Annotated in this window: 14 protein-coding genes; 6 read left to right on the top strand and 8 right to left on the bottom strand. The window is 29.6% G+C overall.

The genetic code is table 11. The features are described 5' to 3' along the window. Positions 1-98: 98 nt before the first annotated feature. Complete coding sequence (locus tag CF386_RS10360) at positions 99-2,048, top strand: intermembrane phospholipid transport protein YdbH family protein (RefSeq protein ID WP_089074361.1); 1,950 nt, start codon at positions 99-101, stop codon at positions 2,046-2,048. A 66-nt stretch (positions 2,049-2,114) separates the two neighbouring features. Here the strand turns inward: CF386_RS10360 and CF386_RS10365 are convergent, their stop codons facing one another. The 4 genes from CF386_RS10365 to CF386_RS10380 all read right to left on the bottom strand — a co-directional run bounded on the left by CF386_RS10365 (position 2,115) and on the right by CF386_RS10380 (position 6,820). Further along, positions 2,115-2,627, bottom strand: a complete 513-nt coding sequence (locus tag CF386_RS10365; protein ID WP_089074362.1) for a YagU family protein — start codon at positions 2,625-2,627, stop codon at positions 2,115-2,117. A 464-nt stretch (positions 2,628-3,091) separates the two neighbouring features. Continuing rightward, the gene (gene mqo, locus CF386_RS10370; RefSeq protein WP_089074363.1) at positions 3,092-4,594 is read right to left on the bottom strand and encodes a malate dehydrogenase (quinone); all 1,503 of its coding nucleotides are present in this window, start codon (positions 4,592-4,594) and stop codon (positions 3,092-3,094) included. A gap of 25 nt (positions 4,595-4,619) precedes the next feature. Further along, entirely contained in the window at positions 4,620-5,438 is an 819-nt protein-coding gene (locus CF386_RS10375) for a prephenate dehydratase domain-containing protein (protein WP_089074364.1), read from the bottom strand. Continuing rightward, a complete protein-coding gene (locus CF386_RS10380) occupies positions 5,438-6,820 on the bottom strand; it encodes a class II fumarate hydratase (RefSeq protein ID WP_089074365.1) in 1,383 nt (460 codons plus the stop codon). The genes CF386_RS10375 and CF386_RS10380 overlap by 1 nt, the downstream gene beginning before the upstream one ends. 320 nt (positions 6,821-7,140) lie before the next feature. Between CF386_RS10380 and CF386_RS10385 the strand changes: the two genes are divergently transcribed. Continuing rightward, positions 7,141-7,398, top strand: a complete 258-nt coding sequence (locus CF386_RS10385; RefSeq protein WP_089074366.1) for a YnbE family lipoprotein — start codon at positions 7,141-7,143, stop codon at positions 7,396-7,398. A 10-nt stretch (positions 7,399-7,408) separates the two neighbouring features. Then, positions 7,409-7,726 carry a YdbL family protein gene (locus CF386_RS10390; RefSeq protein ID WP_089074367.1) on the top strand — a complete coding sequence of 106 codons (318 nt, stop codon included), beginning with the start codon at positions 7,409-7,411 and terminating at the stop codon, positions 7,724-7,726. 10 nt (positions 7,727-7,736) lie between these two features. Here CF386_RS10390 and CF386_RS10395 read toward each other — a convergent pair whose 3' ends face one another. Further along, the gene (locus tag CF386_RS10395) at positions 7,737-8,492 is read right to left on the bottom strand and encodes a helix-turn-helix domain-containing protein (RefSeq protein ID WP_158522383.1); all 756 of its coding nucleotides are present in this window, start codon (positions 8,490-8,492) and stop codon (positions 7,737-7,739) included. Positions 8,493-8,769: 277 nt separating this feature from the next. Here CF386_RS10395 and CF386_RS10400 point away from each other — a divergent pair, with 277 nt between their 5' ends. Beyond that, the gene (locus CF386_RS10400; protein WP_089074369.1) at positions 8,770-9,975 is read left to right on the top strand and encodes a multidrug effflux MFS transporter; all 1,206 of its coding nucleotides are present in this window, start codon (positions 8,770-8,772) and stop codon (positions 9,973-9,975) included. A gap of 93 nt (positions 9,976-10,068) precedes the next feature. Here the strand turns inward: CF386_RS10400 and CF386_RS10405 are convergent, their stop codons facing one another. Together CF386_RS10405 and CF386_RS10410 are read right to left on the bottom strand one after the other, a co-directional pair. Then, positions 10,069-10,779 (bottom strand): hypothetical protein, encoded by a 711-nt coding sequence (locus tag CF386_RS10405; RefSeq protein WP_089074370.1) that lies wholly within the window; start codon positions 10,777-10,779, stop codon positions 10,069-10,071. Between the two features lie 124 nt (positions 10,780-10,903). Continuing rightward, a complete protein-coding gene (locus CF386_RS10410; RefSeq protein WP_089074371.1) occupies positions 10,904-11,638 on the bottom strand; it encodes a DUF2470 domain-containing protein in 735 nt (244 codons plus the stop codon). 114 nt (positions 11,639-11,752) lie between these two features. Here CF386_RS10410 and CF386_RS10415 point away from each other — a divergent pair, with 114 nt between their 5' ends. Then, on the top strand, positions 11,753-12,994 hold the full coding sequence (locus tag CF386_RS10415; RefSeq protein ID WP_089074372.1) for a hypothetical protein: 1,242 nt from the start codon (positions 11,753-11,755) through the stop codon (positions 12,992-12,994). A 54-nt stretch (positions 12,995-13,048) separates the two neighbouring features. Continuing rightward, positions 13,049-13,777 (top strand): 5-oxoprolinase subunit PxpA, encoded by a 729-nt coding sequence (locus CF386_RS10420; protein ID WP_089074373.1) that lies wholly within the window; start codon positions 13,049-13,051, stop codon positions 13,775-13,777. Between the two features lie 125 nt (positions 13,778-13,902). Here the strand turns inward: CF386_RS10420 and CF386_RS10425 are convergent, their stop codons facing one another. Continuing rightward, positions 13,903-15,114, bottom strand: a complete 1,212-nt coding sequence (locus tag CF386_RS10425) for a polysaccharide biosynthesis protein (RefSeq protein WP_089074374.1) — start codon at positions 15,112-15,114, stop codon at positions 13,903-13,905. Positions 15,115-15,225 lie beyond the last annotated feature (111 nt).

Here is a 15,225-nt window from a genome sequence, read left to right on the forward strand (position 1 = left end):
TTTTAAAAAAAAATAATCAGAGCCAAAGTTCTTTCATTGAGAGTTATTCAAATCAAAATAAAATAAATTTATCGATCCATGATAATCATAAAATCAATTTGAACATTGATTATCAAAATGATGAATGTCAAATTACTGCCCAAAACACAAACATTGATAAAATTAATTGTGTCTTAAATATTGAAAACCCCCTTTTCAATAATTTAGACATAGGGCATGTAATTGAGAAAAGAAAGGGAACTCTCTACATTAAATATGAAAACAATATATTGAACCTTCATTCAAATAAGGATATTAATATCCATTCTAAATACTTGAGTCAATTTGATATTGGTATCTCCGATGAAAAATTTTCTGTTGAGCCATTTGTAGCTAACTTTTTGGTAACTTCTCAAAAAATCAATTTATTAAAACCTTCTTCAATCTTAGTGACTTCCAAAAATTTTAATGCAAAATCTGATATGAGAAAATTAACGTGCTCCTTTTCAAATTTTAAGTGTCATTCAGACATCAAAAACTCTTTAAAATTAAAAAAGCTTCAGTTTAAAAAAGATATTTCAGTTTCTAACCTCAATTTAAATTTTAACTCCAACATGTTTTATAATTTTAACTCTGAAAGCTTTAATGTCTTTCTCAAACAGATAAAATTTGATATTAATCGGATACAAATTAAAAAAGATGAAGACCAAATATCTATTAAGGACTCGAGTGCTAATGTAAAAATGATTCACCTCAACTCATCCAACCCCAAAATAAACCAAAATAATATTGCATTCAATTCAACAGATATAATATTAGACAGTGAAGTTAATTTTCAAGATAAAACAGAAAGTGCTCTAAAAAAAGGAACTTGGATTACCCAAAATTATCGGCTAGGGATTTTAGGGACAATAAAATTAGAACCCACCCAAAACATTCATAAATTAGATTATGACTATACTATATTGACTAAATTAGATAAAAACAATCTCAAATTTCCCCAAATTAAACTAACTGGAAATGGACAGGTTAAAGATAAAGTGGTTGATTTAAATTCTAAGGTTCTAAATGAAAGCAATACTCTTTTAGCACATGTAAACATATCATCCATCAAAGACAACCACAAAATAAAAATTCAAACAGTCCCATTAGAATTTAGCCAAGACAAAACTTTCCAAAACTTTTATTTAAAGGACTTTCCGTTAGATGTTGATATCACAGAAGGTGCTTTACAAATTAAATCAATTTTTAGTTGGCATAATAACCACTTTAGTAATCAAATTAATATCAAAGGACAGCATTTAAATTTGTCATTATTTAAAAATAAATTTATAGGTACAAATTTAAATTTCCATTTAAAAGACTCTAAATTTAAATCCTTAGATGATGGATTTGTACAAGTTAAAAAAATTGAGGGACCTTTTATAATCAATGATACAATGATTGATTGGAAAATGAACCCGTCTAACCCTGTCTATGGTGTGCTATCTTTAAAAAGTAGGATTTTTGGGGGTACGATCGAAGCCTTAAAAGTTCCAATCAATTTAAATAGCTCTGTTCACAATTTAAATTTAAAAATAAAAAAATTAAATTTAGATGAGGTTTTTGAAAAATTTGGTTATGGTGAAGTTTATGCCTCAGGATTTCTATCCGGTAATGTTCCAGTTATGCTGAAAGATAGACAAATAAATATAAAAGATGGTGATTTACATGCTACAACTCCCGGAGAATTTCACTATGTTAAAAACTCTACGATTTATAATAGTATGGCAAAATCAGACAATGAAGCCGTAAGATTACTAAACCAAATTTTGAGCACATACAAATACAATAAACTAAACTTAAACTTTGATTATCAACCTGAAGGGCTTTTGTTATCCAGATTTAGATTTGAGGGGTATTCAAAAAACTTTGATGGGGATAATGACAATATTAGAGTTAATCTCAATGTAAATATACAAGATAATATTTTACAATTAATGAAATCAATACGAATGCTCAATTCTAATTATTTTGAAGATCAGATTAATGATAATTTAAAGTGGAAAACCGAGGAATCAACGCCATAAATAAAAGGTAAACTCTATATTAGGATTATTATCCCTCACAAACATAATATAGAATTCTAAAGGAAATTAATTTAAGTCAGGTTCTTTTGTAACTCTGCTTCTTATATCACGCCTGAACACTTCAATAGTCCATGCCCATAAAATATGACCTAAAGTTTCAGAAAATAGTTCAGCTGCGGGTAAATTCCAAATGGGTGGTGCCAACTTAAATAAAGGCAATGCAATACCGTGAAAAGCAATAGTGATCACAATACCAAATAATGCCCCCTGCCATAACTTTATTTTTGGACAAATTTCTGCTGCAAAAGCATACAACATCGCAAAAAATATTGAGAACAAGTGGTGAAAGCCACAACCTGCAAAATTAATCACATGGTTTGAGTAAGAATAAACCCAGTTTTGTGCCTGAAATCCAAAATCTTGTAATAATTCAATAGGAGGGCTTGCTCTATCTGCAGTTCTTGGTGGTAATGGAATTTCTGCACCAAATTTAACTAAGCTTGATACATTTCCGCCTAAAAAGCCAGCCCACAAAGCAGCTCCATATCTTCTATCTTTTTTGTTTGTAAAGTTTATCATTATTAATATGACCTATTTAAAGTATGTTATTAGAATTTTAAATCCTTTAAATCAAAAAAATAATTCACTCTAACTTATAAATTTTTTGTAAGGTTAAAGTTTTAAAATTTATTTTGAGGTACCTTAATTTCTTCCCTTATTGTTATATTTATTTTTTTGAGAAAACTATATTTTAATGCATCAAATTTACTGTTTAAGTTTGAAGAAAGACTAAAAAAGATAATGTAAGACAAAAAATTTTAGTATGACTTAGTTAAAGTTACGGAATAAATTAGTGAAAAGTGTTGCTATAAAACCGAAACATCTCAAAAAAAAAGAAAGATACACTATATTATTTGAAATATCAACTTTAAATTTTTAATTGATTTTTAACACCATGATTTTAGATGAGAAATGATTTTTGAAAAAAATTCATTTCATAGGGTTACCGAGCTAAACCCTATGAAACAAATAAAATTATACTATTAAATATTATTAATATTTAAAATAGATGCTGTTTCAGCACGGACTTTTTTACATAAAGCATCATCTTCAATTAATGATTGACCATAAGAAGGAATAATCTCCTTTAATTTTGATAATTGTTGTTCTGGACTAATTAAATCAGAAAAACATTTTTCAAGGACTTTAAGGGCAATCGCTGAAGCTGTTGATGCGCCTGGTGAAGCACCCAACAATGCTAGCAAAGAGTTATCTTTATCACTTACTAACTCTGTACCAAATTCCAGCTTACCACCCTTTTCAGGATCCGGCTTTATAATCTGAACACGTTGGCCAGCAACCTCAACACGCCAATCTTCATTTTTCGCATCTGGGAAAAAAGTTCTCAATAATTCCATTCTTTCCTCATTGCTTTCTAAAACTTGCCCTATTAAATATTTAGTCAAATCCATGTTTTCCCAACCTGCAGACATGAGAGGCATCATGTCTTTTCGATCAAATGATCGAAATAAGTCAAGATATGAACCATGTTTTAAAAATTTTGTAGAAAAACCTGCAAATGGCCCAAATAATAGTGACTCTTTACCATCTATATGTCGTTTATCTAAGTGAGGAACTGACATCGGTGGTGAACCTACTGACGCTTGTCCATATACTTTAGCATTATGTTGTTTACATATTTCTTGATTATCTGTTCTTAACCAAATACCACTAACAGGAAAACCAGCATAAGCTTGACCTTCTGGTATTCCAGATTTATGAAGTAAATTAACTGCAGCACCTCCTGCTCCAATAAATAAAAATTTGGATTTAATTTCTGTAGTATGACCACTTTCTAAATTTTTAACTTTTATTGTCCATGTTTTATCATCATTTTGTTTTAAATCTCTTACTTCACTGTTAAATTCACTATTAAAGTTCTGACTATTTTGAAGTATATTTAATAAAAGATGAGTCAAGGAGCCGTAATCTACATCTGTCCCTGTTTTCATTCGTGTCATAGCAAGTGGCTCGTTATTTTTTCTATTGTCCATAACTAAAGGTGCCCAATCAGAAATAACTTTTGGATCTTGCGTAAACTCCATTCCATAATAACAATGATGGTTTGTTAGAGTTTCATATCTTTTTTTCAGAAATGCTACATCCTTATCACCTCTTACAAAGCTAAAGTGAGGGACGGGATGAATAAAGCGTTGTGGATCGTCTATTTTTTTATTTTTAACTAAATAACTCCAAAGTTGTCTTGATAAATCAAACTCAGTATTAACCTCTAGTGCTTTAGTTATATCAATAGTTCCATCTTCTTTTTCTGGTGTATAATTCAATTCACATAACGCTGCGTGACCTGTCCCTGCATTATTCCATGCATTTGAGCTTTCCTGTGCCGCTTGCCCTAATCTTTCATGCATTTCAATTTTCAAATTTGGGTTTAATTCTTTTAAATAAACGCCAAGTGTTGTACTCATTATCCCAGCACCTATTAAAAACACATCCACTTCTTTTTGATTTTTATTTAAATTGTTCATAATTCAATCTCTCTTTTATCTTAATTTATTTAAAATTATGCGGTCTATTTTGTGAATAATATTGACCCAAATTTTTTATTTTATTTTTATTAATAGAATTTAAAATGTCATCCAATTGGCTCCCATCGTAAATATCAATTAATATTAACTCTTTGTTATGACTTGAGTACCTAACCTCAACGCCATTAATGTTTTCCAAAAATCTCTGTTCTTCAACGTTTTTATTTTCAATAACTAATGATGTTACTTTTTGGCCAGTTGGCTTAATAGAAAAAGAACTCTCTGGTTTACCAAACAAAACAAACTGCATTAAGGCTTCTTCATTTGGTGCTACCATGCTTGTCTTTAAGGTAGATAAATTATATTTTTTACCCGTATTCACGCTTGCTGATGCTGCAATATTTTTATTTTTTAAATCTGAAACCGTTTTTGCCGCTTTCGCTGAGCTGCTATCAGTAATCACTTTCAAGTCGGAGTGTTCCTTAAAAAAAGTCTTACATATTGCTTGTGCATAAGGGTTAACATGGATCGTATCAATATCATCAATATGTGCACCTTCTTGACCAAGTAAAGCAAAATGTAGTGGCATAAACGCATCCAAATAAATTTGTAGTTTTCCTTCATAAAATTGTGATATAAATTCATTACCATTTTTATCACTCAAAAAACCTATACCTGAATTCCACCATGGAAGCCATGCAAAATCCACTTCTCCAGTTTGTATCATAGGGATTAAATCTCCCAAATCTTTTACAAAGATATGATTGAATGAAATTTCTGTTAAAGCTTGTTTCAGCGATGTTTCACTAAAGGTCCCTTCTGGACCGAGCACTGCAATATTCATTATTTAAGTCCTGTCATATTTTTAGGTACTACGATTCGGTCAAACTCAGCTTCCGTTACAATATTTAACTTTAACGCCGCCTCTTTAAGAGTTGTATTATTCTCATCAGCGTAATGAGCAATTTTAGAAGCTTTGTCATAACCAATTTCAGGTGAAAGTGCTGTCACTAACATCAATGAACTATCAACATAATTTTTTATTTTAGGTAAGTTTAAACTCGTACCTTCAACTAGAAATTTGGTAAAATTATTCATACCATCAGACAAAATACGAATATTTTGTGCCATATTATTAATGATAAGTGGCTTATATACGTTCATTTGAAGATAGCCGCTTGCGTTAGACATCGAAATAGCGTCACTATTACTCATAACTTGTATCGCAATCATTGTGAGTGCCTCTGCTTGAGTTGGATTAACTTTTCCTGGCATAATTGATGAGCCAGGCTCATTTTCCGGGATTAATAATTCATGAAATCCAGCTCTTGGTCCGCAAGAAAGTAGTCTTATATCATTGGCTATTTTAAATAAAGAAGCTGCTAAATTTTTTATACTCAGAGATAAACCGTTTAAAGCATCATGTGATCCCTGATATGCAAACTTATTCTGAACCTCTTTAAAAGATAAATTAGTCATCTCAGATATAATTTCGCAAAAATTTTTACCGAATGTTTTGGTCGTATTAATTCCAGTTCCTACAGCGGTTCCACCAATTGTTAAAAGTAATACATCTTTTAGAGCAAAATTAATACGCTCAATGTGCTGTTCTAAAATGAAAGCAAACCCTGACCACTCTTGTCCAACAGTTAATGGTGTAGCATCTTGCATGTGTGTTCGACCAATTTTGACAACTTCCATCCAATCTTCAGATTTTTTACTTATTGCATTTTTCAAATATTCCAACATTGGTAATAACTTTTCTTGAGCATTTTTAACGGTCGCAATATGCATTGCAGTTGGAAAAGTATCGTTAGAAGATTGACTCATGTTGACATGATCATTTGGATGCACTGGAGTTTTACTTCCTAAAGGCGTATTCATAATCTGACAACAACGATTAGAAATGACTTCATTCATATTCATGTTAAACTGTGTTCCACTTCCAGTCATCCAAACGTGTAAAGGAAACATATCATCATGTTTTCCAGCGATAATTTCATCGCATACCTGACAGATTAAATTTTTGTTTTCTTCTGAAAGATGTCCTTCACGAAAATTTGCTTCTGCTGCTGCTTTTTTTAACAAAGCATAAGACTCTACCATTTCATGTGGAATTAAATCATTCCCAATACTAAAGTGTTCCAAGGATCTTTGAGTTTGAGCACCCCATAATTTATCATCAGGGACTAATACTTTTCCTAAACTATCTTGTTCTTCACGCATATTTAATTACCTACAAATAAGTTAATACTAAAAAATTCAATATTATTAATGTTTAATTTATAAACCTAGTTCAAAACTAAGTTTGAGTGACTAAAATTTAACCATAAAATGAATTTGTCTCAATAATTAAAGTGATAAAGTGATAAAGTTGTACACTTAGTGATAAAAGTTATATAAATAATTATGTATTACTATATGATTTATCTATAATTATTTGAAATCACTCTGACCATTGGTAAAGATGTGTCACATAATTTATAATTTATTTTGGGGATTAAATAGATATAAATGGGACAAAATTAGACCAATTTAGGACGATTATGTTTTATAAAAAGATTAAAACAGCGAATGAGGGGAATGGATTGTATCAAATATATAGAAAAAAAGGTTGGAATCTTAATTGGACATTGTGCAATTTATCTTGCATACTATTCTTAACTGGTTGTACACCCACAATTAAGGTTGTGACCGACGATAAACCGATTGAAGTCAATTTAAATGTAAAAGTTGAACATGAAATTAATATTAAAGTTGACAAACAAATTGACTCATTAATGGATAATAAAAATATTTTTTAGAGGAGTATTTATGAGAATTTTTGCCATTATTTTAATCTTGTTTTCACTAAATGTTTCAGCCCTATCCTTGCAACAAGCAAAAAATCAAGGTTTAATTGGCGAAATGAATAATGGGTATGTTGGAGCTGTTCAAGCAAACGTACCTTCAAGTGTTAAACAACTGATTAAGCGTACAAATGATCTAAGAAGACAAAATTTTTCAAAATTAGCTCAACAAAATAATTTATCAATAAATCAAGTTGCGAGTCAGTTTGCTCAAAAAGCCAAGCAGAGACTGACAAGAGGACAATACTATCAATCTGGAAATGGAAGTTGGACAAAAAAATAAGCCTTATTCATTAATTTCCATTTTTCTTTAATATAGATTGTAATTGATTTTTTAAAAAAACCTTGGGTGTTACCCCCAAGGTTTTTTTAAATTGATAAATAAAAGAACTTGATGTTTCATAGCCTAAATCGTAAGCTATATTTGTAACAGAAGTTCCTTCTAAAAGAGCTCTAAATGATAACATCAAATAAAGTCTATTTTTCCATTGGCTATATGTCATTCCAGTTTCTTTTTTAAAGAGACGTGACAGTGTTCTTTCACTCATACCAAAATGATTTGCTAAATAAGCCAAACTTCTTTTTTCATGAGGCGCCTTTATAATCATATCTGTAATTTTCTGAAAGGTTTTATTTTCATATGTTTGCAGACAAAAAGGACTAGATTTACTAATGTTTAATTCGTGGACAAGTAATTCAAATTTTTTCAAACATATCAACTCATCTCGCACTTCTTGATTTTCATCAATTAAATCTTTCATCAAAGCAAGACATAACTCGTTAATTAAAATACTAGTGGGCTTTTTACTTAGAATTGTGTTTGGTTCTTTGAAATATAGATTAAATCCTTTGGTTCCGCCAAACATTTGGCCTTGATGCATGATGCCCCTTGGAACAAATATCGCACTACCGTATGTAGCTATAAATAAAAATTGACCGCATTCAAGGAAAATATTTCCTTCTAAAGGAACAAACAAAGAATCCACCTCGTGAGAATGAAGGTCTTTTTTATGGTCAGAATCGAATGCAAAGTTTCTGTAAGAAAACAAATTTGGAATCATTAAAATAAAGTAAAACAAAAAATTTAAAAAAAATTATATCATAATCAAAGAAAATTAAGGTATTTTTAAAACAAATGGATTGATAAATCTCTCAACGTTAACAAAATATTCATTGTAAATTGTTTATATTTTGTTGGTATTATAATTTTTTATTTAGAAGTAACAAAATTGTCATTTTTTCGATATAAATTGTCATTAAATAGAAAGAATAAAAAACTTCATATTGTTAAAGTTTTCATACTTTGATTTATAGGAGTTTTATAAAATGATTAAACATGATAATAGATTCTTTTTATTCGTTATTGCTTTATTTTGCGCAATGCCATCGCTTTCAGTTTATATTTACTTACCAGCAGTTAAAAATATTGCTGAAAAACTAAATACAACTAGCTCACTTGTTAATCAATCTACATCTTTATTTATGATTGGCTTTTGTTTAGCTATGGTTTTTTGGGGAAGTTTATCAGACAGAATCGGACGTAAAAAAACATTAACTATCGGTTTGTTTTTGACTGTTTTAGGCTCTTACCTTTGTACCCGTAGTAATAATTTAGAGTTTTTTGCCGTTGCAAGGCTTATTCAAGGATTTGGGATCTCTTCAGGCACAATTATTGGCATGTCAATTGTAAGAGACCATTTTAAGGGAAACGTTTTAACTTCTTCTTTGGCTTCTATCATGTTAGTGATTGGTTTTTCTCCTATGCTCAGTCCTAGTATAGGATCAGCCATCATGTACTTTTTTAATAATTGGCATTACATTTATTATGCAATCAGTATTTATGCAATAGTAAATATTTGTTTATGTCTTTTAATTAAAGAAAGCCACCAACCAAGTCAAAACAACAAAACATTTATGGATGAAATAAAGGCTTACTCAGTTCTTTTTAGCAACAATAAGTTTATATTATATTCCTTATGTTCAGGACTCGCTTTTGCATGTTATTTCGCTTATGTTTCTATTTCATCTACAGTGATCATTGGAGTTTTTCATTTTTCAAATAGTTTCTTTTCACTATGCATACCATTTAATATCTGTGGAATGCTACTTTCTAATTTTCTTATTAAACGTCAACTTAAAAAAACAGAGGAAACTGGATCTTTAATAATACTTGGTTTTATTTCATCCATTTTAGGAATTACAATCTGCGCTTCATCTGGTTATATATACTTAACTGTTTACGGAATGATTTTAGGTATGTTATTCATCACCTTTGGTATGTCTTTATTTCAAACATTATTTACATCAAAAGGGTTAAGCTATGTTAAAGAAAATGTGGGAACAGCAAATGCCATTAATAATATTTTTAGATTTGGATTAGCAAGTGTAGGTGCTTTTGTTATCAATCAGTTTGATGGTATATTCTTAATGAAAGCATTACCTACTCTTCATGTAATTATTCTTTGTATAATTTTAACATTATTTTCTATTATTCATAGAAAATCTCAAAAAGTAGATATAATCCTCAATTAAATTCATGCAATATGTGTGACCATTAAAATAGAATTATTAACAATTAAAAACAGCTTAGTTAGGTCTCACTAAGCTGTTTTTAATTTGAAAAAATTATGATACAGAATCAAATTCACTTATAAAAAGATCCGAATCAACATTGTCAAACTCATCAACTATGGGCTCATCAGCATCTAATGGAATAATTCTGTCATTTGAATATACTTCTAATTGTGGGGTATTATTTAGTGAGGGTTTGCTTCTATCTTCATTTAAAATCTGACTATTATTAGCTCTGAGGGAATTATTAATATCTTTTATTTTTAGCTCTGCTAAAACAAACGCGTGATAAATTCCATCTATTTCAACAATTTCTTTTTTAACTATCTCATAATTAGATGCTGATTGTGAGCTATTCTGATTCAGATCATCTGAGGTATAGTTTATGACTTTACTTATTTTTTGCCTCAATTTAATTTGAGCATTATCCTGACTTTCTTCCAAGGCTATTCTCAATTGTTTGGATTCCCCCATCCCAACTGCATAAATTGCTTCCGAAGTTGGTTGGTGTTTAGTCGTCACCCACTTGGGTATATCGTTATTAAACTCTTGATCTGTATTTAATGCATTATTTCGATTAGGGGCTGGCTGATAATCAATTTTATTATTAGTTGTTTTATTGGTATAATTGTTATTAGGACTATCCGGATAACCATAATATTGATAAGTGTGTGAGATTTTTTGTGGACGTGTGTCTTCTGTGGAAGTACAGCCAGAAACAAAAAATAAAAATAATAAAATTGAACTTGTATTAATCCAACTCATAATCCAACCTTAAAAAATACTGTTTTAAATATGATTTAAGGTTAGTTTTCATTTGAATTATCGCTAATATTAACTCCTAAAAATAAAACAGGAGTCAAATTTTTTTGTACACTTTTAAGATACCCTAAATAATTTGAGTATTTTGTTTTGCAAATTTACTTAATTGAATAATTTCTTTTTTAACTTGTCCAATTGTTTTTGCATCCTTTTTAAAAGGAATATAATAAATTGTTTTATATTTAATCCATAAGCCATTTGAATCAAAATAAATTAATTTGATGTTATTTTCATTTATTATGTTAATTTTGAAATGAAATAAAATTAACGCTATGAGTGTATCACGGTGCTCATTATTCATATGATCGACAATCATATTTTGCTCCTCAATATCTAAAAATTGTTTTTTCTTCATCTCAGCCACTTCTAACCAATAAGCTTGTGCAAAGCCACCAATAAATCTAATTTTTTTCATAGAAAATTTATAAAAATTAAAGTCATGAAACTGATCATAAAAGCCACTGCTTTCTGGAAAAAATATTTCATAAACAATTTTTTCTTCAAGAGGATCCTGAATATTATCAATTTCACCCAGAATTGTTACTCTTGCTACTTCTTGTGATAATGTCTCCGTGAGTCGGTCTATAATTGTCAATGATACTCGGTTGTCATTAAGAAAATTTTGAGTATGTTCAGCAATACTACTTAGTAATAAAATAATGTTTCCTTCAAAGTCAAATGCATATCTAACAAATGAGCCAAAAGGATAGCCTGGATCCATAACTGAGTTTGTGTTGAGAGTACCTTGAAGATTTCCTCGAATAAGATTTAAACATTTATAATATGCTTTAGAGTTTTTCATGAACAACTTCCTTAATATTGATTATTAGAATGACTTTCTAATATTGAAAAATGTTATAATTTGAAAATTAAATTATAATAAAATGTACTGGCAATTTCTTTTAAGGTTTAAAAAATGAAAACCCAATGTTTAAAATTTACTTTTTTTATCATTATGTTATGTAACCCTTTAATAGCTATTTCTGAACCATCTAAAGTCGTAAAAAATTCTGAGGTTCATACTGACATTCAAACACATAACATACACAAAGAGCAAGATTTAAAAAAATTTGTTTCAAATTATTATGTGAATTTTTATAACAATCGGTTTAATGTAAAAAATCTAATCCAGGATCAATTAGTTGAAAAATTTGAATACTGTGTGAATGACAATTGTTCACTTACGCAAAGTAACGAACAACTAATCAAACAAATAAGTCTTCATCGACATACACTTTTGAAAGATAAGGCATATATTTCTGGCTTGACAATAAATGAGCACAACAATACGATCGATTCAAAATATTTACTTACAACCTACCATCGCGGAAAGCCCACTACTTTTTTTGTCTCAGACTCATGGTTTTATAATGATAAACATAAGTTTACAAAAGTCATAAAAACTTTTAAAACTATTACAGTAGCAAGTAATTTAAAAAAAAACAGAATGCAGTATCAAAAGATTATAGGTGACTTTTATCAATCTTTTTTTAATAAAAATATCCAAACCAAAACTCTTGCAAAAAAATATTTTTCAACACCCTTTACATATTGTAGTAACTATCAATGTACAACAAGTTATAGCCTTCAAGAACTCTCTAATGAAATTGCTAAAGAAAGAAAAGTTTTCATGGACAAAAAAACTTCCATTATATCAAAAAGTATTTCAATTCATGAGAACGACATTACCTCTATGTTTCTCGTAAATAAAATAATTGATGGAAAGAAAACTAAATTTAAAATTACTGATATTTGGTCTATGGATTCAAATAAAAAACTTATTTCATTGAATCAACATATTATTAATCAAAAGTACGCTAAAAGTATTGGCTTTTCATCAATTAACTCTCGATTAACTCATTTTGCTCAAAATTATTTTGAACAGTTTTATAATCCAAGTGTTAAATCAAATCTTCTATCAAATTACTTTTATGCTGATGATGTGTCGATTTGCAAAAAAGATGGCTGTCAAACAGTTGAAGCATCAAAAAAATTAGTAGACCAGATAGTAAAGGAAAGAAATTTACTTTTTGACAATATGACTCAAGGAGTGATCCAATCAATTACAACAAAAAAAATTATGTCAAAACTATCATTCTTAATACAAAAGTTGAAAATAATAAAAAAGTTAAATCACTCGTCACTTATACTTGGGTAGTGAATGATAATTTGAAAATTGAAAAAGTATCAATCACAACAATAGTACAATAACATGATAAAGATTAATGCAGATATTGGCGAAGGATTTGGATGCTGGAAAGCGAATGATGATGAAAAAATCATCCCATATCTTGACTATGCTAATATTGCCTGCGGTTTTCATGCATCTGATCCCGACATTATGTCTCGTTGTGTTTTTCTATGTAAAAAGCATAACGTCATAATAGGAGCTCACCCTAGCTTTAATGACAAATTAGGTTTTGGAAGACGCTTGATACCTCATAGTATTCATCAAATTAAAAATTTATGTATTTATCAAATTGGTGCATTAAGTTATATTTGTAATTTTCATCAAACAAAATGCAGTTTTGTTAAACCTCATGGCGCACTGTATCATTTAATGATGGAAGATCTATCAGTATTTATAGCTTTAATTGAAATAATTAAAGGTATTGACTCTAACTTAAAATTGATGATATTGAGCGGTAATAGTAACGATAAATATCTAAAAATTGCAGACTCTTTTGGCGTTCAGCTTTTGTTTGAATCTTTTATCGATCGCATCTATTTAAATAATGGAAATTTAAAATCTAGATCTCAAGAAAATGCTGTTATTACTGATGTCGATATCATGAAACAACAATATAGAAATCTATCTGATGGATTTGTAATGTCAGATAACTCTAGAAAATTAACAGTTAATAGTCAAACTGCTTGTTTACACTCAGATAATCCAAACGCTCTTAACTTTTTAAAGTCATTAAAAAAACATAACCTTTGAACAGCCAAGAGCATTTACAAAATTATACTTAAATAGTTAACTTTTCTCATAACGACTCAAAGAGTCAACTACTTCAAGTAAGCTATCTTTAGTCGGATGAGTCTTTAAAGTGCTCAAAAATTCATTCATTTTTCAATTTTAATGTTGGTGGATTGCCCAATTAATAATTTTTCATAACCAGATTCTTTAAGCTCTTCTTTTGAGTAAAATAGTTCCTCATACATTTTTTCGCCTGATCTTAAGCCTGTAAACTCAATATCAATATCTTCATAAGGCTTTTGACCTGATAATTTGATGACTTGTTCAGCAAGCTCTACAATCTTCACCGGTTTACCCATTTCAAGAACAAAAGTTTCTCCTCCTACACCAATCGCGCAAGATAAAATAACTAATAATGATGCTTCTGGTATTGTCATAAAAAAGCGTTCAATGTTTTTATGAGTTACCGTAATAGGTCCGCCTTGCTTAATTTGCTTTTTGAATAATGGAACCACACTTCCCGCTGAGCCAAGAACATTCCCAAACCGAGTTACCATAAATTTGGTGTGCTCGCTCGTTTGAGCATTTACATACAATTCAGCAACACGCTTTGTTGCACCCATTACATTCGTTGGATTTACAGCTTTATCAGTTGAAACAAGAAGAAATCGCTCCACTTTATATTTCATACTTAAGTCTACAACCTGTTTAGTTCCAATAACATTGTTTTGAATAGCTATTTTAGGTTGATTTTCAAGTAAAGGAACGTGTTTATAGGCTGCAGCATGAAATACTATATCAATGCTATTATTGTCAAACACTTCAGTTAAAGCTTTGATGTCTGTTACGCTAGATAAAACAAACTTTAAATTAGCACTTCCTTTATAATTACTGAATTCTTTTTCAATTAGATAAAGATTATACTCACTATGATCTAAAATTATTAGGTTTTGGGGAAAACTTTTATCCAATAATTGACGACAAATTTCTGAACCAATTGAACCAGCCCCACCCGTAACAAGTATCGTTTTATGTAGATAGGATTTTTCCAATTTATTTGAATTTATAAAAATTTGATCTCGTCCTAAAAGATCTTCAATTTTGATTTCTTGAAGATCAGTAACTTTAACACCATTAGTTAAATCTAAATATGAGGGTAAAATTTTTACCGGAAGACCTACCTTAGATATCTCTTGATACAAAGCTTGTAATTCAGCTCTTTTCAGTGATGGAATGGCAATTAAGATTTCATCTGCAGGATAATTAACTAAAAATCTTTTTTGATTAATCATGGCAATAGGCCCAATAATTGTTTGATTATGAACCTTTTTTCCATGTAATGATTTATTGTCATCCAAGATTCCTAAAACTTTATAAGGTCGATTATGTGCATTATTTTCACGTAAAAATAAACTTGCACCATCACCGGCACCAATAATGATAAGTTTTTTTTCATACTTTTTTTTACG

Origin of the sequence: Paraphotobacterium marinum (assembly GCF_002216855.1) — a bacterium.
Taxonomy (GTDB): Bacteria; Pseudomonadota; Gammaproteobacteria; order Enterobacterales; family Vibrionaceae; genus Paraphotobacterium; species Paraphotobacterium marinum.